At 70.8% G+C, this 20,664-nt stretch carries 19 protein-coding genes; 7 read left to right on the top strand and 12 right to left on the bottom strand.

Features of this window, described 5'->3' with window-relative positions:
* Position 1 precedes the first annotated feature (1 nt).
* From J5Y10_RS13850 to J5Y10_RS28460, 3 genes are all read right to left on the bottom strand, one after another.
* A complete protein-coding gene (locus J5Y10_RS13850; RefSeq protein WP_209374513.1) occupies positions 2 to 3,643 on the bottom strand; it encodes a hydantoinase B/oxoprolinase family protein in 3,642 nt (1,213 codons plus the stop codon).
* Positions 3,644 to 3,759: 116 nt separating this feature from the next.
* Positions 3,760 to 4,239: a CinA family protein gene (locus tag J5Y10_RS13845; RefSeq protein WP_209374511.1), complete on the bottom strand. Its 480-nt coding sequence runs from the start codon at positions 4,237 to 4,239 to the stop codon at positions 3,760 to 3,762.
* The gene (locus J5Y10_RS28460; RefSeq protein ID WP_209374508.1) at positions 4,236 to 4,544 is read right to left on the bottom strand and encodes a putative quinol monooxygenase; all 309 of its coding nucleotides are present in this window, start codon (positions 4,542 to 4,544) and stop codon (positions 4,236 to 4,238) included. Before J5Y10_RS28460 ends, J5Y10_RS13845 begins: the two co-directional genes overlap by 4 nt.
* 693 nt (positions 4,545 to 5,237) lie before the next feature.
* Between J5Y10_RS28460 and J5Y10_RS13835 the strand changes: the two genes are divergently transcribed.
* From J5Y10_RS13835 to J5Y10_RS13825, 3 genes are all read left to right on the top strand, one after another.
* Positions 5,238 to 5,978 carry a Crp/Fnr family transcriptional regulator gene (locus J5Y10_RS13835; RefSeq protein WP_209374506.1) on the top strand — a complete coding sequence of 247 codons (741 nt, stop codon included), beginning with the start codon at positions 5,238 to 5,240 and terminating at the stop codon, positions 5,976 to 5,978.
* A gap of 23 nt (positions 5,979 to 6,001) precedes the next feature.
* Entirely contained in the window at positions 6,002 to 6,397 is a 396-nt protein-coding gene (locus J5Y10_RS13830) for a cupin domain-containing protein (protein ID WP_209374504.1), read from the top strand.
* A gap of 178 nt (positions 6,398 to 6,575) precedes the next feature.
* Complete coding sequence (locus tag J5Y10_RS13825) at positions 6,576 to 7,277, top strand: aspartate/glutamate racemase family protein (RefSeq protein ID WP_342452913.1); 702 nt, start codon at positions 6,576 to 6,578, stop codon at positions 7,275 to 7,277.
* A 6-nt stretch (positions 7,278 to 7,283) separates the two neighbouring features.
* Here J5Y10_RS13825 and J5Y10_RS13820 read toward each other — a convergent pair whose 3' ends face one another.
* On the bottom strand, positions 7,284 to 7,919 hold the full coding sequence (locus tag J5Y10_RS13820; RefSeq protein ID WP_209374500.1) for a histidine phosphatase family protein: 636 nt from the start codon (positions 7,917 to 7,919) through the stop codon (positions 7,284 to 7,286).
* 104 nt (positions 7,920 to 8,023) lie between these two features.
* Here J5Y10_RS13820 and thrC point away from each other — a divergent pair, with 104 nt between their 5' ends.
* Both thrC and J5Y10_RS13810 read left to right on the top strand, forming a co-directional pair.
* Positions 8,024 to 9,424 carry a threonine synthase gene (gene thrC / locus J5Y10_RS13815; protein ID WP_209374603.1) on the top strand — a complete coding sequence of 467 codons (1,401 nt, stop codon included), beginning with the start codon at positions 8,024 to 8,026 and terminating at the stop codon, positions 9,422 to 9,424.
* A gap of 87 nt (positions 9,425 to 9,511) precedes the next feature.
* Positions 9,512 to 10,789, top strand: a complete 1,278-nt coding sequence (locus tag J5Y10_RS13810; RefSeq protein WP_342452912.1) for an MFS transporter — start codon at positions 9,512 to 9,514, stop codon at positions 10,787 to 10,789.
* Between the two features lie 13 nt (positions 10,790 to 10,802).
* Here the strand turns inward: J5Y10_RS13810 and J5Y10_RS13805 are convergent, their stop codons facing one another.
* The 4 genes from J5Y10_RS13805 to J5Y10_RS13790 are packed head-to-tail and all read right to left on the bottom strand — an operon-like array spanning position 10,803 to position 14,923.
* Positions 10,803 to 11,690, bottom strand: a complete 888-nt coding sequence (locus J5Y10_RS13805) for an ABC transporter permease (protein ID WP_209374498.1) — start codon at positions 11,688 to 11,690, stop codon at positions 10,803 to 10,805.
* Position 11,691: 1 nt separating this feature from the next.
* Complete coding sequence (locus tag J5Y10_RS13800) at positions 11,692 to 12,612, bottom strand: ABC transporter permease (RefSeq protein ID WP_209374599.1); 921 nt, start codon at positions 12,610 to 12,612, stop codon at positions 11,692 to 11,694.
* The gene (locus J5Y10_RS13795; RefSeq protein WP_209374496.1) at positions 12,612 to 13,877 is read right to left on the bottom strand and encodes an ABC transporter substrate-binding protein; all 1,266 of its coding nucleotides are present in this window, start codon (positions 13,875 to 13,877) and stop codon (positions 12,612 to 12,614) included. The genes J5Y10_RS13800 and J5Y10_RS13795 overlap by 1 nt, the downstream gene beginning before the upstream one ends.
* On the bottom strand, positions 13,874 to 14,923 hold the full coding sequence (locus tag J5Y10_RS13790; protein WP_209374494.1) for an ABC transporter ATP-binding protein: 1,050 nt from the start codon (positions 14,921 to 14,923) through the stop codon (positions 13,874 to 13,876). Before J5Y10_RS13790 ends, J5Y10_RS13795 begins: the two co-directional genes overlap by 4 nt.
* Positions 14,924 to 15,076: 153 nt before the next feature.
* Here J5Y10_RS13790 and J5Y10_RS13785 point away from each other — a divergent pair, with 153 nt between their 5' ends.
* Complete coding sequence (locus J5Y10_RS13785; protein WP_209374492.1) at positions 15,077 to 16,012, top strand: LysR family transcriptional regulator; 936 nt, start codon at positions 15,077 to 15,079, stop codon at positions 16,010 to 16,012.
* Between the two features lie 283 nt (positions 16,013 to 16,295).
* Here J5Y10_RS13785 and J5Y10_RS13780 read toward each other — a convergent pair whose 3' ends face one another.
* From J5Y10_RS13780 to J5Y10_RS13765, 4 genes are all read right to left on the bottom strand, one after another.
* On the bottom strand, positions 16,296 to 17,267 hold the full coding sequence (locus tag J5Y10_RS13780; RefSeq protein ID WP_209374490.1) for a Bug family tripartite tricarboxylate transporter substrate binding protein: 972 nt from the start codon (positions 17,265 to 17,267) through the stop codon (positions 16,296 to 16,298).
* A 50-nt stretch (positions 17,268 to 17,317) separates the two neighbouring features.
* Positions 17,318 to 18,337 (bottom strand): amidohydrolase family protein, encoded by a 1,020-nt coding sequence (locus J5Y10_RS13775; RefSeq protein ID WP_209374488.1) that lies wholly within the window; start codon positions 18,335 to 18,337, stop codon positions 17,318 to 17,320.
* Between the two features lie 222 nt (positions 18,338 to 18,559).
* Entirely contained in the window at positions 18,560 to 19,054 is a 495-nt protein-coding gene (locus tag J5Y10_RS13770; protein ID WP_209374486.1) for a YdcF family protein, read from the bottom strand.
* On the bottom strand, positions 19,051 to 20,295 hold the full coding sequence (locus tag J5Y10_RS13765; RefSeq protein WP_209374484.1) for a class I SAM-dependent methyltransferase: 1,245 nt from the start codon (positions 20,293 to 20,295) through the stop codon (positions 19,051 to 19,053). The genes J5Y10_RS13770 and J5Y10_RS13765 overlap by 4 nt, the downstream gene beginning before the upstream one ends.
* 89 nt (positions 20,296 to 20,384) lie before the next feature.
* Between J5Y10_RS13765 and J5Y10_RS13760 the strand changes: the two genes are divergently transcribed.
* Positions 20,385 to 20,594, top strand: a complete 210-nt coding sequence (locus J5Y10_RS13760; protein ID WP_209374482.1) for a hypothetical protein — start codon at positions 20,385 to 20,387, stop codon at positions 20,592 to 20,594.
* Positions 20,595 to 20,664 lie beyond the last annotated feature (70 nt).

Below are 20,664 nucleotides of genomic sequence, written 5' to 3'. Positions count from 1 at the left end.
CTTACGCGGTCCGCTCGCCTAACGGCCCGAAGCCGCCCCCGGTTGGCGTCAGGATCGTCACCGTCTCCCCCGCCGCCAGCGCGGAACGGGCGCACCCCGCCAGCACCTCCTCCGTCCCGTCCAGCCGGCGCACGAGGTTGCGCCCGCACTCCCCCGCCTCCCCGCCGAACAGCCCGGGCGGCGGCACCTCGCGATGCCCCGCCAGGATCGCCACCTCCATGTCCTCCAGGAAGCGGATCACCCGCCGCGTCCCATCCCCCGCGCACCACCTGCCGCGCCCGCCGGACCCCAGGCGCACGGAGAATTCCTCCAGCACCACGGGGAAACGCGTCTCCAGGATCTCCGGATCCGTCAGCCGGGAATTCGTCATATGCGTCTGCACCGCCGGCGCCCCGTCGAACCCCTCCCCCGCCGGCGCGCCGGAGCAGATCGTCTCGTAGTACTGGTACTCGGCATTCCCGAAGGTCAGGTTGTTCATCGTGCTCTGCGCCGGTGCCAGCGACCCCACCGCCGCCAGCAGGCAGGACGTCACGGCCTGCGAGACCTCCACATTCCCCGCCACCACCGCCGCCGGCCATTGCGGCGAGAGCATGGAGTGCTCGGGCACCACGATCCGGATCGGCCGCAGGCACCCCGCATTCATCGGGATGTCGGAATCCACCAGCAGCCGGAACGCGTAGAGCACCGCCGCCCGCGTCACCGGCCGCGGCGCGTTGAAGTTGTCGGGCTGCTGCGGCGAGGTCCCGGTGAAATCCACGGTCGCCTCACGCGCCTTGTGGTCCACGCTGATCCGCACCTGCACCCGCCGCCCGGAATCCATCGCGTAGGTGAAGCTCGCCTCCGCCGGCAGCCTGTCCAGCGCCCGCCGCACGCTTTCCGCCGCATTGTCCTGCACATGCGCCATGTAGGCGTGCACGACATCCTCGCCGAAGCCCTCCACCGCCCGCAGCAGCTCCGCCGCCCCGCGCGCATTCGCCGCCACCTGCGCCTTCAGGTCCGCGATGTTCTGCGCGGGGTTCCGCGCCGGATAAGCCGCGCCCGTTAGCAAGGCCAGCGCCGCCTCCTCCTGGAAGCGCCCGCCCTGCACCAGGTGAAGGTTGTCGATATAGACCCCCTCCTGCTCGATCGTCGTCGCGTCCGGCGACATCGAACCCGGCGCTGTCCCGCCGACATCCGCGTGGTGCCCGCGCGACGCCACCCAGAAGATCACCTTCCCCGCCCGGTCGAAGACCGGCGTGCAGACCGTGATATCAGGCAGATGCGTCCCGCCGTTGTAGGGCGCGTTGATCGCCCAGGAATCCCCCGGCTTCGGCGCCGGATTCGCCCGGATCACGCTCTCCACGCTCCCGTCCATCGAACCGAGATGCACGGGGATATGCGGCGCGTTGGAAACCAGCCCGCCCTCCGCGTCGAACACCGCGCAGGAGAAGTCCAGCCGCTCCTTGATGTTCACCGAACTCGCGGTGTTCTGCAGCGCCACGCCCATCTGCTCGGCGATGGAGCGGAACAGGTTATTGAAGATCTCCAGCATCACCGGATCCGCCTCGGTGCCCAGCGCCACGCCGCGCGGCAGCGCCTCCACCCGGTCCAGCACCAGATGGTCCGCCTCCGTCAGCACCACGGACCACCCCGGCTCCACCACCACGGTCTGATTGGCCTCGATCACCAGCGCCGGCCCGCGCAGCGCCTGCCCCACCCGCAGCGCCTCCCGCGAATAGACCTTCGCCTCGTGCCAGGCCCCGCCGGAGAACAGCCGCGTCGTCCGCATCGCCGCCGCCGCCGCCTCGCCCGCCACGCGCCCGCCCGGCGCCGCCGCAGCCCCGCCGCCCGCGGCCTCCGCCAGCCCCGCCTCGATCACCACCTCCCGCGAGGGATCAATGAACCCGAACCGCGCCAGATGCGCCGCCTCGAAGGCCTCGCGCAGCGGCGCCGCGCGCAGCGCGCCCACCGCCTCCTCCCCTGCCAGCTCCGCCCCCGGCACCTCCAGCGGCGTATCCGTCCCGGCATAGCGCAGCAGCAGCGCGATCCGCGTGCTCAGCACCGCCGCATCCACCCCCTGCCCCAGCACCTCCGCCCGCGCCTCGTCCGCCAGCCCCTGCAGCGCCGGCACACACCCCGCCAGCCCCTCATCGCTCAACGGCCGGTCCAGCGTCCGCTGCCGCACCGCCCGAATATCCGCCAACCCCATGCCATAGGCGGAAAGCAGCCCGGAGAAGGGATGGATCAGCACCCGCGTCATCGCCAGCGCATCCGCAACCAGACAAGCGTGCTGCCCCGAAGCCCCGCCGAAGGCATTCAGCACATACTTCGTCACGTCGTAGCCGCGCTGAACGGAGATCGTCTTGATCGCCTCCGCCATCCCCGCCACCGCGATCCGCAGCGCACCATCCGCCACCGATTCAGGCGAATGCCCGCCGCCAAGCTCCGCGGCCAAGGCGGAAAACTTCTCCCGCACCACATCCGCATCCAGCGGCTGGTCCTGCCCCGGCCCGAAGATCGCCGGGAACAGCTCCGGCACCAGCTTCCCCGTCATCACGTTGCAGTCGGTCACCGTCAGCGGCCCACCGCGCCGATACGCCGCCGGCCCGGGATCGGCCCCCGCGCTCTCCGGCCCCACGCGCAGCCGCCCATCCCGGAACCGCACGATGGAACCACCACCCGCCGCCACGGTATGGATCAGCATCATCGGCGCGCGCATCCGCACGCCCGCCACCTCCGTCTCCAGCGCCCGCTCGAACTGCCCGGCGTAATGCGCCACGTCGGTCGAGGTCCCGCCCATGTCGAACCCAATCACCCGCTCGAACCCGGCCTCCGCCCCCGTCCGCGCCAGCGCCACGACACCCCCCGCAGGCCCGGAAAGAATCGCATCCCTTCCCTGGAACAGCGAAGCCGCCGTCAGCCCGCCCGCGGATGTCATGAACATCACCCGCGCCCCCGTGCGGGCCACGTCCAGCTCCTCCTCCACCTGCGCCACATACCGCCGCAGCACCGGCGACAGATACGCGTCCACCACCGTGGTATCCCCGCGCCCCACCAGCTTGATCAGCGGCCCGACCTCATGGCTCGCCGAAACCTGCGCGAACCCCATCTCCCGCGCGATCGCCGCCGCCCGCGCCTCGTGCTGCGGGAACTTCCAGGCATGCATGAACACGATGGCCAGCGAGCGGAATCCATCCGCCAGCAGCCCCTCCAGGGTCGCCCGCAGCGCCGCCTCGTCCAGCCCCGCCTCCACGGTGCCGTCCGCCAGGACCCGCTCCCCGATCTCCTCCACCCGCGCGTAGAGCAGCTCCGGCTTCACCACCCGCCGCGCGAAGATGTCCCGCCGCGCCTGGTGCCCGATCGCCAGCGCATCGCGGAACCCCCGCGTCGTCACCAGCGCCGTCCGCTCGCCCTTCCTCTCCAGCAGCGCATTGGTCGCCACCGTGGTGCCCATCCGCACCTCGCCCACCAGCCCCGCCGGAATCGGCTCGCCGGCCTTCAGGCCCAGATGCAGCCGCACCCCCTGCACCGCCGCGTCCCGATAGGCCCCGGGATTCTCGGACAGCACCTTGCGCGCGTGCAGCCGGCCCGAAGGATCGCGCCCGATCACGTCGGTGAAGGTGCCACCGCGGTCCACCCAGAAATCCCAGGACTTGCGGTTCATGCGGGCACCCCTTGCTGCGGTGCCGCGATGCTTAGCGAAACCCCGCGAAGGAAAAAGACCGGGGAGAAGGAATTCTCCCCGGACCCCCCATCTTTTTCGATCGGGCTGCCGCGGCCTCAGCGGGAAAGCGCGCTCTCCAGCAGCAGAAGCGCCGCCTCCGCGAAGGCCTCCATATTCGCCTCCCGGTCGGGCGATCCCGTCTCCAGCGTCCGCACCAGCGATATCGGCCCTGCCACCGCCAGGCAGGCATGCCCCGCCGCGTCGCCGTAGCGGTTCCCGGAAGGCCCCGTCGCCCCCGTCTCCGCCAGCCCCCAATCCGCCCCCAGCCGCTGCCGCACCCGCTCCGCCATCAGCGCCGCATAGGCCTCGGTCGAAGGCCGCATCCCCGCCAGATCCTCCGGGGAAATCCCCAGCAACCCCTGCCGCGCCGCCGCCGTGTAGACCACGCCCCCGCCCAGGAAATAGGCCGAGGCCCCCGCAACCCCCAGCAGGCGCGCCGAGACCAGCCCGCCCGCCGAGGATTCCGCCACCGCCACGCGCTCCCCGCGCGCGGCCAGCAGCGCCCCGACCCGCGCCGCCGCCCCGGCCGCGCTCATGCGCCGGTCAGCACATGCACGGCCCGCGCCGCCACCATCTCCCGCGAAGCCTTCCCATAGGCCACCATATGCGCGGAGGCCCCATGCGCCCGCAGCGTCTCCGGGCTCGACCACTTCTCGATGACCATGAAGGTGTCCGGCCCCAGCGGCGCCTGCGCCGGCCCGAAATCCGGCAGGTCCACCACCGGGCCGTACTCGATGCACCCCTCCTCGGCCAGCACCGCCGGCATATTGGCCCGGAACAGCGCCAGCAACGCCTCCCGCTGTCCCGGCTTCGCGGTGATCACGGCGACGACATGAACCATGGACGGCTCCTCAACCCCTGGGAGCGGCAGGCCCGCTCAACGCCCCGGGGATGCTAGGGGCCCGATCCGCAGTTGTGAATGAGCGGGCCAGACGGCCTTGCGCCGCACCGCAAGGTCAGCTCCGGCTCCGCGGTGCAGGGGCCGGCGCCGTTCCGATGGCCAGGGTCGTGCTGCCGGGAACCTCGGGCAAGCCCCGCATGAGAACCAGGGAACGGGCCAGGGCGTCCTCCGACCGGGCGCGCAGCTCGGTGTCCTGGGAAAGGGTATCGCGCGTCCGCTCCAGGAGCTCCAGGCTTCGCTCGAGAACCGCGACGAGCCGATCGACCGAAGCGGCAACCAGGCACGTCCCTCCCTTTCCAGGCGGAGCCCACGCCGTTGCCCCGCGTGTCGCCGACATCTCGGCACCGGGTGCTCGCTTCGTCAGCGGAGGCGACGCGCCGAGGGGATCGGGTTCCATCCCCCGGCAATGCCGCAACGCGCGGCAGGCGGAACTATAATGGATCAAATCCCTCGCTCATCACGGGACGGCCCGGCAAGCTGAAGGCCGGGCATGGCGGGCGGGCGGGCCGGCCCATGCCGCCGGGATGCGGACCGGACACCAAGGGCGGCGACCCGCGTTACAGGGTCCGGGCACCGGCTGCCCACGCAGGAGCACGAGGGAGGCGAGCATTGGACAACCCCATGATCAAACGCATGGAACAGTACAGGCTCTTCTCCGACGAGGACCGGCGCGTGCTGAACGACCTCACATCCAAGCGGCAGCGGCAGTACGGGGCGCGGGAGGACATCGTGCGCGAGGGCGAGCACTCGCCCGACATCCACATCGTCCTCACCGGCCTGGCATGCCGCTACAAGCTCCTGGAGAACGGCAACCGTCAGATCATGGCTTTCCTCGTGCCGGGCGATCCCTGCGACTCCGAGATCTTCATCCTCAAGGAGATGGACCACAGCATCGGCACCCTGGCGCCGAGCGTGATCTGTTCCATCCCCGGCAGCACGATGAAGGACCTCCTGCTCAACCGGCCCGGCATTGCCCTGGCGTTCTGGTGGAGCACCCTGCAGGACGAAGGCATCCTGCGCGAGCGCATCATCGACGAAGGCCGGCGGGATGCCTATTCGCGGATCGCCTTTCTCATCTACGAAGTGCTGCTGCGGATGCGTATGGTCGGCGTCATCGACGACGAAAGCTTCGAGTTCCCGATCACCCAGGCGGATCTGGCGGATGCGACCGGCCTGACGCCCGTGCATGTGAACCGCATGCTGCAGCGCCTGCGCGAGGAGGGGCTGATCGCCGTCCAGGGCAAGACCTGGACGGTGCTCAATCCCGCCGGCCTGCGAAAGGTCGCCCGCTTCGACCCGAACTACCTGCATCTCGACCGTGCCAGGGATGAGCCGGAGAGCGAGGCCGGCAAGCGGCTTCGAGGCCTGATCTGACGGATTCCGTGGACAGGGACGACGTGCCTGATCGGGAGGTCGACGTGCAGGCTGCTCCGGGCATGGGGCCCATCAATCTGACAGAAGCGTCGGACCGGGTGCCCTGGTCCGAGGTGGACAAGGCCCTTCGCGTCTCCGCTCGCTCGGGAAATGCCGTCCTCGAGATCCGTGGTCTCGGCTATACCGAGCAGGGTCATGCGAATGACGGGCTGTCCGACACGGCCTATGTGATCGTGGCCGGTTTCGGTGTGCTCCGCTGCGAGGAGGCGCCCTTGGAATTCACCACGGGCGACGTGCTGTTCGTGCCCCGCGGATGTCCCCACCGCCTGGAACGGCTGGACGGCGAGATCAGGCTCTGGAAGATCTCGCTCGCACCGGCCTCGAGCATCGACGAGCAGCCGGACCGGCAGGGCACCTGAGCATATGGCCGAAGCAGCCAGCCAGAACCTGGCTGCTTCCGATGAACCGACCCGCCCTTCCAAGGCCGGAACGGGCCCGAGGCGGCACCCGAAGCGGTCCGTTGCCACCGGCTCGCTGCCCCCCTTGCGGCCCGCCCCCTCCCGCCCTCTCATCCCCGTCCAGAGGGGGGGACGCAGGGTGCAGCAAAAGGTCATCGGCCTCATCGGCGGCATGAGCTGGGAGAGCTCCGCCGAGTACTACCGCATCATCAACGAAAGCGTCCGGGACCGCCTGGGCGGCCTGCGCTCCGCCCGCTGCCTCCTCTGGTCCTTCGACTTCGCCGAGATCGAGGCCCTCCAGCACGCCGGCCGCTGGGAGGACGCCACCGCCCTGATGATCGAGGCCGCCCGCCGGCTGGAGCGCGGCGGCGCCGACTTCATCCTCATCTGCACCAACACCATGCACCGCATGGCCGAAGCGGTGCAGGCCGCCATCGCCGTCCCGCTCCTCCACATCGCCGACCCCACGGCGGAGCGCATCCGCGCCGCCGGCCACCGCCGCATCGGCCTGCTCGGCACCGCCTTCACCATGGAACAGGATTTCTACAAGGGCCGCCTGGCCACCCGCCACGGCCTGGACGTCCTGATCCCCGGGGAGGCCGACCGCGCCACCGTCCACCGCATCATCTACGAGGAACTGGTCCAGGGCCGCGCCGAACCCGCCTCCCGCGAGGCCTATCGCGGCGTCATCGCCCGCCTGGTCGAGCGCGGCGCGGAGGCCGTCATCCTCGGCTGCACCGAGATCATGCTGCTCGTCCGCCCGGAGGACAGCGCCGTCCCCCTCTACGACACCACCGCCATCCACGCCGAAGCCGCGGTGCAGCGCGCCATCACCGCCTGAAGGCCATCAGCACCCGTGGAACCCGCCCCCGGGCAGGGGCACCAGCTCCAGCACCCCCAGCACCCGGAACCCACCCCCCGGCTCCACCACCGCGAAGGCCCCCTCCGGCAGCGCCCGCCCGCCCACCGCCGGCCCGGCGATCATGATCAGCGGCGTCCGATGCCCCACCAGCACCCGGTTCACCCCCGCCGCCACCGGCGCGGAAAGCAGCCGCCGGTGCCCTGCTATCACCGCCTCCAGCCGCTCCCCGGCATAGTCATCGGCCAGCAGCTCATCCGTCACCCGCACCCGCTCCGCCCCGAAGGCAATCTCCGCCGTGTCCCGCGCCCGGAACACCGGCCCCGCATGCACCGGCCACTCCACGGGAATCCCCATCTCCGCCACCCGCCGCCCGATGCCCGCCGACTGCTCCCGCCCCATGGCCGAAATATTCCGCTGCCCCGCCCGGTCCCCCACCCGGAAGGACCGGTCGCAGGCCTCCCCCCGCGTATTCGCGTGCCGCAGGAACAGCACCAGCCCGCCCTCCCGCAGCCGCGCCACCAGCGCATCCCCCGCCGCTGTCCCCGGCCGCACCGGCACCAGCTCCTGCGCCGCCGCCGGCAGGGAGAGAAGGATCAGGAGGAGAAGCGCGCGCCGGATCATGCCCGCCATCCTGCCGCCCCCACCCCCGCCCTTTCCAGACACGATCCTCCCCCATGCAACACGCGCCATTCCGGCCCCGCGCCCTTTCCGCTAAGCCCCCCGCCATGCGCTACGTCTCCACACGCGGCGAGGCCGCCCCCCGCGACTTCGAATCCGTCCTCCTGGCCGGCCTGGCCGAGGATGGCGGCCTCTTCCTGCCGGAGACCTGGCCCGTCCTCACCACGGACGACTGGGAGGAGCTCCGCGGCCTCCCCTACCCGGCGCTCGCCGCCCGCATCATCCGCCTCTTCACCGGCGACACCTTCGAGGAAGGCGTCCTGGAAGCCATGTGCGCGGACGCCTATGCCGGCTTCACCACCCCCGCCGTCGCCCCCCTGGTCCAGCTGGACCACCGCCGCTTCGCGCTGGAGCTGTTCCACGGCCCCACCCTCGCCTTCAAGGACTTCGCCCTCCAGCTCCTCGGCCGGATGTTCGACCACGTCCTCGCCCGCCGGGGCGAGCGCATCACCATCGTCGGCGCCACCTCCGGCGACACCGGCTCGGCGGCCATCGAGGCCTGCAAGGGCCGCGAGAACCTCGACATCGTCATCCTCCACCCGGAAGGCCGCACCAGCGCCGTCCAGCGCCGGCAGATGACCACCGTCCTCTCCCCCAACGTCCGCAACATCGCCGTCCAAGGCGACTTCGACGCCTGCCAGGACCTGGTGAAGGCGATGTTCAACGACGCCCCCTTCCGGCGGGAAATGAACCTCTCCGCCGTCAACTCCATCAACTGGGCCCGCATCGCCGCCCAGATCCCCTACTACGTCGCCTCCGCCCTCGCGCTCGGCGCCCCGCAATGCGAGATCGCCTTCGCCGTCCCCACCGGCAATTTCGGCAACGTCTTCGCCGCCTGGGCCGCCCGCCGCATGGGCCTGCCCGTCTCCACCCTCATCGTCGGCGCCAACCGCAACGACATCCTGGCACGCTGGATCACCGGCAACGACATGACGGCGCAGCCCGTCATCCCCAGCCTCTCCCCCAGCATGGATATCCAGGTCTCCTCGAACTTCGAGCGCCTGCTCTTCGAGCTCCTCGGCCGCGACGGCGCGCGGACCGCCACTGCCATGCGCGCCTTCCGCGACACCGGCCGCATGCCCATCGACGAATCCACCTGGCGCGCCGCCACCGCCCTCTTCCGCGGCCACGCCGTCTCGGACGAGGAAACGATCGCCGAGATGCGCCGCCTCCACGCCCAAGGCTACCCGGCCGACCCCCACACCGCCGCCGGCACCGCCGCCAGCCACGCCGCCCCGCCGGACAACCCCGCGACGCCCATCATCATCGCCGCCACCGCCCACCCCGCGAAATTCCCGGACGCGGTCGAAAGGGCCACCGGCACCCGCCCGGCCCTGCCCCCCCACATGGCCGACCTCTACGAGCGCGAGGAACGCTTCACCGTCCTCCCCAACGACCTGCACGCGATCGAATCCGCCGTCCGCGCCCACGCCCGCCGCAACGGCTGAACCACTCCCGGGCGCCCCCGCGCCCGGGCCCCCTTCCAACACCCCCGGCAATCGCGCACCCTTCGGCACCACCGACAGGGCGCCCCCGTGAGCGACAGGCCAGGCATCTCCCGCGCCTCCATGGCGGTCGCGGCCCTCTCCACCGTCGTCGAGTGGTACGACTTCACCCTCTACCTCTACTTCGCCACCGTCCTCTCCCGCGTCTTCTTCGGCGGCGGCGGAACCTCCCTAGCCCTCACCCTCGGCGGCTTCGCCGTGGCCTACCTCATGCGCCCCCTCGGCGCCGCCTTCTTCGGTCATGTCGGGGACCGCTACGGCCGCCGCCGCATGATGCTCCTCTCCATGGCGCTGATGACCGCCGCCATGCTCGCCACCGCCCTCCTCCCGACATACGGAAGCATCGGCCCCGCCGCCGCCTGGCTCCTGCTGCTCCTCCGCTGCGTCATGGGCTTCTCGGTGGGCGGCGAATACACCGGCGTCGTCGCCTACCTCCTCGAAGGCGCGCGCCCCGAATGCCGCGGCCTCGTCACCTCCTCCGCCGCAGCTGCCAGCGAGGTCGGCGCCCTCCTCGCCGCCGCCATCGCCGCCCTCACCGTCAACGCGATGGACACCCCCGCCCTCGATTCCTGGGGCTGGCGCATCCCCTTCCTGCTCGGCGCCGCCCTCGCCGCCACCGTCTGGATCGCCCGCTCCATCATGCAGGAATCCCCGGACTTCGAGCGCCAGGCGGCAGGCGGCACCGTCCCCACGAACCCCCTCCGCCACGCCCTCACCCACCACCGCGCCGCCATCGCCCGCGGCTTCGCCATCTCGGCCCTGGGCTCGATCACCTACTACGTCGGCATCACCTACGTGCCCGCCTTCCTCGCCAGCGCCTCCCCCATGACTGAGGGCGAGGCCCTCTGGCTCTCCACCGCCGCCGCCCTCGTCGTCATCCTCGTCACCCAGGTCACGGGAAGCCTCTCGGACCGCTACGGCCGCAAGCCCGTCCTCCTCGCCGTCTGCATCGCAGCGGCGGTCCTCCCGATCACCCTCTTCTCCCTGATGGCCGGCGCCTCCCGCGGATGGGCCACCGTCGGCGCCCTCGTCCTGGCCGCCGTCGGCGGCGCGATGAGCGCCGTCGGCGCCGTCGCCACGGCCGAGCAATTCCCCGGCGAAGGCCGCCTCAGCGGCCTGGCCCTCGGCGCCACCACCGCAACCGCAGTCTTCGGCGGCCTCGCCCCCTACCTCGCGCAGGAACTGATGGGCCGCAGCGGCTGGCCGCTGGTCCCGGGCGCGATGATTGCGGTGGTCGCCCTCTGCGTGCTGCCGGTCTTCCTCACCATGCCGGAGACGCGCCCCGCCCCGAACCGGCCACGGGCGTAGAAAACGGCCCGCCCTATCCTCCCGCCGCCGCCCGCCTCCGCCGCAGCACCACCACGCCCCCAATGGCGATCGCGATCACCACCAGCGACATCCCAGTCGTCACCGTCCCCAGCGCATAGATCTCCGGCGTCGTCACCGTCGTCGTCAGCCCCTGCAGCTCCAGCGGCAGCGTGTTCCGCCCCCCGATCGCCTGGCTCGTCCGCGCCACCTCGTCCCAGGACAGCGTGAACCCGAACAGCGCCACCCCGACGAGAGAGGGCGCGATAATCGGCAGCACCACATGCCGCAGCGTCCGCCAAGGCGAAGCCCCCAGATCCCGCGCCGCCTCCTCATAGGCCGGATTGAACCGGTTGAAGACCGCGAACAGGATCAGCAGCCCGAACGGCAGCGTCCATGTCAGGTGCGCCCCCAGCGCCGAGGAATACAGCCCCGCCGCCGTCTCATACCCCCGCAGGAACCCCCACCCCGTCGCCTCCGCCAGCCCCTTCACCGCGTCATCGACGATCCGGAACCCCAGCCCGATCCCCAGCGACACCACGATGGACGGCACGATCAAACTCGCCACCGCCACAAGGAACAGCGCCGACTGCCCGCGGAACCGCTTCCGGAACGCCAACCCCGCCGGCAGCGCCAGCAGCACCGTCAGCACCATCACCACCGCGCCCAGACGCAAGGACCGCCCGAAGGCCGCCCAGATATCCACCACCCCCACGCCCTGCCAAAGCTTGGAGAACCAGAAGGTGGACACCCCGTTCATCGGAAAGGTCAGCCCCCCCGAAGGCCCCTGGAACGACAGCACCACGATCGCCAGGATCGGCCCGTAGAGAAACAGCACGAACGCCGCGAAAAGCGCCGCCAGCCACCAGAACGCCGCCGGCCGCCTCTCCCCCACCCGGTTCACCTCACAGCTCCCGCCGGATATCGACCAGCCGCGTCAACGCCCAGATCATCAGCAGCACGATCCCCAGCAGCACCACCGCATTCGCCGCCGCGATCGGAAACTGCAGGTAGCTCATCTGCACCTGGATCACCTTCCCAATGGAAGCGATCTGCTGCCCGCCCATGATCCCCACCGTGACGAAATCCCCCATCACAATGGTCAGCACGAAAATCGACCCGATCACGATCCCCGGCTTGCAGAGCGGGATCACCACGCTCCACAGCGTCTGCCACCCGGATGCCCCCGCATCCCGCGCCGCCTCGATCAGCGAACGGTCGATCCGCGCCATCGAGTTGAAGATCGGCACCATCATGAACAGCGTGTAGAGGTGCACAAACGCCAGCACGACCGAGAACTCCGAGTACAACAACCAGTCCAGCGGCGCGCTCGTCGCCCCCACCGCCTGCAACCCCTGGTTCACCAACCCATTCCGCCCCAACAAGGGCACCCAGGCCACCATCCGGATGATGTTCGAAGTCCAGAACGGCACCGTGCAGATCAGGAACAGCGCCATCTGCATCGGCACCGTCCGCACATGGAAGGCCAGGAAGTAGGCAATCCCGAACCCCAGCACGAGCGTGCAGACCCAGGCCATCAGCGCGAAGCGCAGCGTCGACAGATAGGTCGCAAAGGTCACGCAGAGGCTCGGCAGCTTCGCGATGCAGCCGTCGAACACCTCCTCGTAGTTCTCGAGGGTAAAGGCCGGCTGCAAACTGTACTCGTCATAATGCCAGAACGACACCGCCACCGTCAGGCACAGCGGCACGATGAAGAACAGCAGGAACACGATCGCGAAGGGCGCCGCCTGCCAATACGCCCCCCACGAACGCCGAGGCGCGGCGCGCACAGCATCAACCATCACCGGCGCGCCGCCCCCGTCCATCACGAAGCGATAAACTCGTTCCACTTCCGGATGAGGTAGGTGTTCTCATCCATCACCGCGTTCCAGCAGGCCACCCCGCCCATGCGCTGCTCATACGAACCGCCATCGCGCACCGTCCCTGCCTTCTCCAGCAGCGACCCGTCCGGCGCCTTGATGTCCTGCTCGGCCGGCTTCCCTTCCATCCAGTAGGCCCACTCATAGGGCTGCATGTTCGCCTGCGCCGTCTCCAGCACCGCCGAATAATACCCCTGCCGGTTCAGAAAGGCCCCCGCCCAGCCCGAGAGGAACCAGTTGATGAACTCATAGGCCGCATCCAGCTTCCGCCCCTCCAGCGTCCGCGGCATCCCGAAGCCCGACGCCCAGGCCCGATACCCCTCCTTCAGCGGCTGATAGGTGCAGGCCACCCCCTGCGAACGCACCTTCGTCACCGCCGGCGACCACATGGACTGGATCACCGTCTCGCCGGAGGCCATCAGGTTCACGCTCTCGTTGAAGTCGGACCAGAAGGCCCGGAACTGCCCGGCCTTCTTCGCCTCCGTCAGCATGGCCATGGTGCGGTCGATCTCCGCACGGCTCATGTTCCCCTTGTCCGGGTACTTATATTGCCCGGTCGCCTCCATCACCATCGCCGCGTCCATGATGCCGATGGACGGGATGTTGAGGATGGAAGCCTTCCCCTTGAACTGCGGGTTCAGCAGCTCCGCCCAGCTCGCGACCGGCCGCCCGATCAGGTCGGGGCGGATGCCCAGCGTATCCGCGTTGTAGGTCGTCGGGATCAGCGTCATCCACTCAGTCGGCGAGGTCGCCAGATCCTTGCCGCCCCTCCCGTTCATGAACTGCACCTTCTTCGGCGCCGTCCCCTGCTCGCCGAGCGTCCTGCCTCCCGCCGTCACGCCGCGCGTGAAGACCGGCGTGATCTTGTCGAACAGCTTGATCCGCCGCGCCTCGATCCCCTGCAGGTTGCCCGAGGGCAGCACGCGCTTAACCGAGAAATACTCCATGTCCAGCAGGTCGAAGGTATTGGGCTGCGTCACCGCCCGCCGGATCACGTCATCCGTCACCACCGGGATGTACTCGATGGTGATCCCCAGATCCTGCTTCACCTTCGCCGCGATCTCGGCGCTCTGGTTCACCGCCGTGCCCAGGTAACGCAGCGTCACCGGCTCCTGCGCGTGCACCGCAGGCGCGGCCAGCCCGGTGCCCGCGGCAACACCCGCAAGCCCGGCGCCCGCGCGCAGCAGCCCACGGCGATTCATCTCCGTCATGGCGCAATCTCCTCCAGGGCCGGCACATCCGCCGGCAGTTGCCCATCGCGCAGCGGATGGGCCTCGCCCTCCGCCCAGCGCGCGGTCACGACATCGCCCACCGCGAAAGGCTGGGCGGCGAACACGTCATCCGGCACGGCAGCGAACACCTCCGTCGCCCGCGCCGTATCCAGCGGCGCCAGCCGCAGCTGCACGAAGCTGCCCTGGTACTCCACCGTCTCCACCCGCGCCGGCAGCCCGCCCTCCCCGGCCGCATCCACCAGCCGTGGCGAGAGCCGCATCCGGTCCACCCGCACCGCCAGGCTGCCGCCGGGCATCGCGATCACGTTGTGCCCGCCGATGAAGCGCGCCACGAAACCCGTCTCCGGCCGCGAGAACACCTCCCGCGGGGGCGCCGCCTGCTCGATCCGCCCGCCATTCATCACCACCACCAGGTCGGACAGCGCCATCGCCTCCTCCTGGCTGTGCGTGACGTGGATGAAGGTGATCCCCAGCTCCGTCTGCAGCCGCTTCAGCTCCGCCCGAACCTGCACCCGCAGGAACGGATCCAGCGCCGAGAGCGGCTCGTCCAGCAGCAGCACCGAAGGCTCCGTCACCAGCGCCCGCGCCAGCGCCACGCGCTGCTGCTGCCCGCCGGAAAGCTGCGCCGGCAGCCGCCCCGCAAACCCCTCCATCCGCACCAGCGAGAGCATCTCCATCGCCCGCCTGCGCCGCGTCGCCCTGTCCACGCCCCGCATGCGCGGTCCGAAGGCGACATTGTCCAGGCAGTCCAGATGCGGGAACAGCGCGTAGGACTGGAACATCATCGCCGTCCCGCGCGCCGCCGGCGGCAGGTGCCCCACCTCGCGCGGCCCGATCAGGATATTCCCGTCGCTCGCTGTTTCATGCCCGGCGATCATCCGCAGCGTCGTCGTCTTGCCGCAGCCCGAAGGCCCGAGAAGACAGCAATACGACCCTTCCGGCACCTTCAGGTCGATGGCATCCACCGCCAGGGCCGCCCCATAGCGCTTGCTGACCTGGATCAGTTCAACGCTGGCCCCGCGCATCCGCCCCCGCTTCCTCCGGGCCATCGCCCGTTCGGCAAAATGAACGCAAGGCCCATGCCACGGGAACCGGAACCACCCTCCTCCGCTTGCCCCTCCCGAACCGCGGGACTAGCGTCCGCCCACGGGAGAAAGCGACAGGACGTATCGCGGGCCATGCTGCTGCAGCAGATCCGGTGCCTCGTCGCCGTCGCGGAAGCCGGCAGCTTCACCGCCGCCGCAACTGTCCTGAACCTCTCCCAGCCCGCCCTCGGCGGCCATGTCCGCAACCTCGAAGCCCAGCTCGGCACCCGCCTGCTGGACCGCCATTCGCGCGGCGCCGCCCTCACCCCCGCCGGCCACGCCTTCCTCGCCGAAGCCCGCGCGGTCCTCTCCGCCGTGGACCGCGCCCGCGCCGCCGTACAGCCCTTCACCGGCCGCACCGAGATGCAGGTCGCCCTCGGCTTCACCCCCACCTCCGGCCGCACGCTCGTCCCGGACCTGCTCACGGAAGCCGCCGCCCGCCTGCCCAGGCTGCGCCTCCACCTCCGCCCCGGCCTATCCGACGACCACCGCCGGAACCTCCTCGCCGGCCACGAGCTCGGCGCCGCCTTCTGCTACGACCCCGAACCGCACGACACCCTGAACATCCACCCCCTCTACGAGGAGGACCTCTTCCTCGTCGGCGCCCCGGACCTCGTGGACCGCGCCGCCGGCCCCATCCCCCTCGCCGACATGGCGGACCTCCCCCTCGTCCTGGACCACCGCTTCCACGGCGCCCGCCGCATCATCGAGGCCGCCGCCGCGACCGCCGGCATCCGCCTCCGCATCGGCCTGGACGTCGAACCCGCCGAGGTGAAGCGCGCCCTCGTGATGCGCCGCTCCCACTGCACGGTCGTCCCCTACGGCCTCTTTATGGAAGAAATCGCCGGGGACCTCATGGGCGCACGCCGCATCACGGCACCCGCCATCCACCGCACCCTCTCCCTGGCCATCCGGCGCACCCTGCCCAGCACCGTGGCCCTGCAACTCCTCGCCCTCGTCCGCCCCATCGCCCAACGCAAGATCGCGGACGGCACCTACGGCTGGCGCGCGCCCGGCGTTCATCACTGACCCGGCCATGGCGGTCCGTGGCCGGGGAGAGGAAGAAGGAATTCTTCCTCTCCCCGGCCCCCTCACCATCATCTTCTTCGAGTTGGTCTTACCCTGCTGACGGTGCGCCTGAGGTCGATGACCTCAGGCGACTGCAAGGGCAGGATCAAACCGCAGGACAGAAATCCCGTGTCAGGACGGTGGGGCGGCAGCCAGACGGGGGTCCAGGGGCCTCAGGCCCTTGGCGGGGGTCCAGGGGGCAGCGCCCCCTGGTTCCGAACCATTCAAAACAAACTGCCTCGCCTCACCCCGCGTTGATCTTCGCCTCCCGGATCACCCGCTCCCAGCGCCGCAGGTCGGTGCCGATCAGTTCCGCGAAGGCCTCGGGCGTGCCCCCCCCGGCCGTCATACCCTGCGCCTGCAGCGCCGTGCGCGTCGCCGGCTCCGCCAGCCAGGCGTTGCAATCGGCATTCAGCCGGGAAACCAGTTCCCCTGGCAGCCCCGCAGGCCCCAGCAACCCGTACCACAGCCCCACCGGCGGCATGGCCAGCCCGGCCTCGGCGATGGTCGGCAGATCGGGCGCCGCCGCGGCCCGCCTCTCGCCGCCCACGGCCAGCATGCGGATCTGTCCGGCCTGGGCCAGCGGCAGCGCGGTGTGCACGGGCAGGAACATCATCCCCACGCGGCGCCCGATCAGGTCCTGCACGGCGGGCGCGGAGCCGCGATAGGGCACGTGGTTCAGTTCCAGCCCCGCCGTCAGCGCGAACAGCGCCATGGAAAGATGCTGCGGCGTCCCGTTCCCCGGTGAGGCGTAGTCCACCCGCCCGGGATGGGCCCGCGCATACTCCACCACGCCCCGCACGTCCCGCGCCGGGAAGTCGGGCTGCACGGCCAGCGCCAGCTCCGCGGTGGTCAGCCTGATGATCGGCGCGAAGCTGCCCACGGGGTCGTAGGGCACCTGCTGGAACAGGCTCGGATTGATGACGAAGGCATCGCCCTGCATCATCAGCATGCGCCCGTCCGGCGCCGCCCGCGCCACCGCCTGGCTGCCGATGTTCCCGCTCGCCCCCGCGCGGTTGTCCACCACCACCGCCTGCCCGAGCTTCCCGGACAGATAGGGCGAGAGCAGCCGCGCCAGGATGTCGTGCCCCGTGCCCGGCGTATAGGGCACGATGAGGCTCACCGGCCCGTCCGGCAGGCGCTGCTGGGCCCCCGCCGGGGATGCCGCCACCGGCAGGAGAGAGGCCGTGGCGAGAAGCCGCCTGCGGGTGACCATCTCCGCTTCCTCCGTTCTTGCTTTTCAAGTGCCCGCGCGGGTGGCGCCGGTCAGCGCGTCAGGCCGAACAGCGCCTGCGCGTTGCCGAAGCTGATCTTGTCCCGGGCCTCCGGCGAGAGATCGAGGGATTCCAGGATGGCGATGGTGTCGCGGATGTAGCCCGGCCCGCGCTCGGGATCGAAGGGCGAGTCGGAGGCGAAGAGAACCTTGTCCTCCCCGTAATACTCCAGCCCGCAGACCGTCGCGGGCCGCGATCCGAACACGGCGGTGTCCGCGTAGAACTCCTTGAAGTACTCTGCCGGGCGGCGCTTCAGCCCTTTCAGCACCCCGCTCAGGTCCTCGTCCGTGGTGCGCTTGCCCAACTGGTCCCAGCCCGGCCCCACGCGCCCCTCGAAATAGGGCACCATGGCGCCGAGGTGGTGCGCCAGCACCTTCAGTTCCGGCAGCCGGTCCATGAAGCCGGAGAAGACCAGCCGCGCCATCGCCGCGCTCGTCTCGTAGGGCCAGCCGAAGGTCCACCAGATCTCGTAGCGGGATTTATCCTCGGTGGCGTAGTCCGGCATGTTCGAGCCGCGCGAGGGATGCAGCAGCACCGGCTTCCCGTGCCGCGCCGCGGCCTCGAAGATCGGGAAGAAGCGCTCCTCGTCCAGCGGCGCGCCGTTGATGTTGCTGTGGATCTGCAGCCCGTTCGCGCCGAGTTCCGTGAAGGCCCGCTCCGCCTCCCGCACGGCAAGCTCCGGTCCGTTCATGGGCAGAGAGGCGACGAAGCCCGCGAAGCGGTCGGGATGGTCCCGCACCAGCTCGGCCATGCCGTCATTACCCAGCCGCGCCAGCTCCAGCGACTCTTCCGGCGTCCCCAGCGCTTCCAGCGGAGGCATCCCGAGCGAGATCACCTGCGAGTACTCATGCCGGCTGAACTGGTCCATCACCCGAAAGCGCTCGTCCAGGTCGTAGATGGCGGGAATGCCGCGCATCCGGCTCCCGATGTCCCGCGCCGCACCCTCGGAGGCGAGCATCCGCTCCCAGACCGCCTTGGGGAAGAAATGGTTGAAGGCGTCGATGTAGCGCATGGCCCGGTTCCTCCCGCGTCGCGCCTCCTTATCCCGCCTCCTTCCCCGCCCCGGCCAGAACGCTTCGCCGCGCCTTGCCATAAGTCCCGCTTACCGTTGTGCCCACGAAGCCGCCGCCCGCCCGCGCCAGATCCCGGCCGGATACCGCGTCGCACCCCTTTGGAAACAGACGACGGAAGGGCTCGGGGGAAACCCCGCCCCAGCCCCGGGCCGTCCTCGCCCCTACCCGCCCCGCGCCCGCCACCAGGCCGCGAGCGCCGCGTCATAGGGCAGCGCCGGCACCTCCCGCAGCCGCCAGCGCCACTCGGCGAAACCCGGCCCCGCCTTCGCCGCCGCCCCGCGCCCCACCCGCAGCCCCAGCAACCTCAGCACCGCCGCGCAGCGCGGCAGGTGATAGCCCGAGGACACGGGATGCACCGTCCCCTCCCACCCCCGCAGCATCCGCGCCACCGCCCGGGCGGAGGAGAGCGTGTCCGTCCCCGTCGGCTCCTCCTCGATGCGCGCGGGGTCGATCCCCCAGTCCCGCAGCAGCTTCGCCATCACGCTGGACTCCGCCGGCCCATGCCGCCCCTGCCCGCCCGTGGGAATGAACCGCGCCACCCCGCCCAGCCGCTCGCCCAACTCCACCGCCGCGGTCACCCGCCGCCGCATGGTCTCGCTAGGCCGTGAATCCGGCCGCACCGCCGCCCCGAAGATGACGATCGCCTGCCCGCTCAAGCCGCGGGCGCCGCGAGCAGCAACCGGTTCATCGGCTCCAAAGCGGCCCGCAGCGCCGCGAAGTCCCTGTTCACCTGGGCAGGGGTCGCCGGCACATCCGCCATCACCTCCGCCACCGTCCGCTTCCCGTCGATGCGGTTGAGGATCGCCCCCGCCAGCGCCGGCACCGGCAGCACCACCCGCAGCCCGTCGAAGGTCACGGGCAGTCCTCCGTTGCGGATGCCCTTGGCCCATTCCGCCCCGGTCCCGCTCCGCAGCACCGGCACCGCCCCCGGCGCGTCCCAGTCCGCCCGAACCTCCGGATCCGCCGCCCTGGCCAGATAGGCGATGTGGATCCCCATATTCCCCGCCAGCGCCTCCGCCAGCGCCGCCCGCTCGATCATGGACATCCCCGCCGTCCGCGCCCGCAGCTTCGGATCGGGCAGCAGCGGGTCCGGATCATACCGCAAGGGCTCCACCAAGCACGCGATCCGCATCCCCGCCCCCGCCACCAGCTCCACCAGCTGCGGCACCGTGTAGGCCTGGTCCCGAGGGTTCAGCAGCAAGTCATAGAGCCCGGGATCCCCCCCGCCCTGCGGCAGCGGCAGATGGTCCGTGATCCAGGGATTCTTCCGCATCCACGCCGTCTCCGGCAGATGCCGCATCACCCGCTTCGCCACATCCACCCGCACCGCCGGCGCCTCGTCGGCCGGCGCGATCCGCCGCAGGGCCTCCTGCAGCATGTAGACGCCCGTGCGCCCGTGCGGCGCATAGACCATGATCCCCATGCCGCCCCCGGGGTTCAGCACCCCCGCCAGCGCCCGCAGCCCCGCATCCGGGTCCGGCAGGTGGTGCAGCACCCCGCAGCAGTCCACGTAGTCGAAACGCCCCAGATCGGCCGGCAGATCCAGGATCGACCCCTCCACAAACCGGATGTTGGAGAGCCCCCGCGCCGCCGCCCGCGCCTCCGCCACCTTCCGCGCCGCCCCCGACCGATCGAGCCAGACCACCTCCCCCGGCCGCCCGGCCCAGGCCATCTGCTGCGCCAGCATGATGGCCCCATCCCCGGTCCCGCCCCCCGCCACCAGCGCCCGCAAAGGCAGGGATGCCGCGCGCCGGGCCCCGAACACCCAGTGGTCCACCTCCGCCAGGTGCGAAGGACTCCCCACGATCAGCCGGCGCGCCTCGTCCCGCGGATCCCGCGCCGGATAGGGCAGCGCCTCATACTGCGCGGCAAGCTGGGCATCGGTCGCATCGCTCATGCCGCCGGAGATACGGCCCCCGCCCCGCCCGCGAAAGGTCCGGCCCCGCCCTTGCATCCCATCGGACCGCCGGGAAAGGAAAACGCCCCATGCCCCCTCGCATCGGCCACAACGGCGGCCCACCCCTGGAAGACCCCGGCGCCACCCCGCGCCTCCTCCTCTGGCGCCAGGCCGTCCGCCGCGCCTGGAAAACCCCGCCCCGCGAGATCGCCCTCCGCCGCCTCGCCCGCGCCGAGGCCCTCGGCATGACCTACCGGGAATACACCCTCGAAATCATGGAACGCGGCCGCCACCCCTGACCCGCCAGGGAAACCGGACCAGCTCAAAAAAAAGGGGGCCAGGAAGAACCCCTTCTTCCCGCCCCCCCAA

It is taken from the genome of Roseomonas indoligenes (assembly GCF_017813365.1).
In the GTDB taxonomy this organism is placed as follows: domain Bacteria; phylum Pseudomonadota; class Alphaproteobacteria; order Acetobacterales; family Acetobacteraceae; genus Roseomonas; species Roseomonas indoligenes.
This window is presented reverse-complemented; position numbering and strand designations above follow the sequence as displayed.

Coding starts and splice junctions, on each gene's coding strand:
- J5Y10_RS13790 (WP_209374494.1), bottom strand. CDS start 14,923: ATGCGCGGGGCCAGCGTTGAACTGATCCAGGTCAGCAAGCGCTATGGG.
- J5Y10_RS13820 (WP_209374500.1), bottom strand. CDS start 7,919: ATGATCCGGCGCGCGCTTCTCCTCCTGATCCTTCTCTCCCTGCCGGCG.
- J5Y10_RS28460 (WP_209374508.1), bottom strand. CDS start 4,544: ATGGTTCATGTCGTCGCCGTGATCACCGCGAAGCCGGGACAGCGGGAG.
- J5Y10_RS13850 (WP_209374513.1), bottom strand. CDS start 3,643: ATGAACCGCAAGTCCTGGGATTTCTGGGTGGACCGCGGTGGCACCTTC.
- J5Y10_RS13760 (WP_209374482.1), top strand. CDS start 20,385: ATGCCCCCTCGCATCGGCCACAACGGCGGCCCACCCCTGGAAGACCCC.
- J5Y10_RS13785 (WP_209374492.1), top strand. CDS start 15,077: ATGCTGCTGCAGCAGATCCGGTGCCTCGTCGCCGTCGCGGAAGCCGGC.
- J5Y10_RS13800 (WP_209374599.1), bottom strand. CDS start 12,612: ATGGACGGGGGCGGCGCGCCGGTGATGGTTGATGCTGTGCGCGCCGCG.
- thrC (WP_209374603.1), top strand. CDS start 8,024: ATGCGCTACGTCTCCACACGCGGCGAGGCCGCCCCCCGCGACTTCGAA.
- J5Y10_RS13845 (WP_209374511.1), bottom strand. CDS start 4,239: ATGAGCGCGGCCGGGGCGGCGGCGCGGGTCGGGGCGCTGCTGGCCGCG.
- J5Y10_RS13765 (WP_209374484.1), bottom strand. CDS start 20,295: ATGAGCGATGCGACCGATGCCCAGCTTGCCGCGCAGTATGAGGCGCTG.
- J5Y10_RS13775 (WP_209374488.1), bottom strand. CDS start 18,337: ATGCGCTACATCGACGCCTTCAACCATTTCTTCCCCAAGGCGGTCTGG.
- J5Y10_RS13795 (WP_209374496.1), bottom strand. CDS start 13,877: ATGACGGAGATGAATCGCCGTGGGCTGCTGCGCGCGGGCGCCGGGCTT.
- J5Y10_RS13780 (WP_209374490.1), bottom strand. CDS start 17,267: ATGGTCACCCGCAGGCGGCTTCTCGCCACGGCCTCTCTCCTGCCGGTG.
- J5Y10_RS13835 (WP_209374506.1), top strand. CDS start 5,238: ATGGAACAGTACAGGCTCTTCTCCGACGAGGACCGGCGCGTGCTGAAC.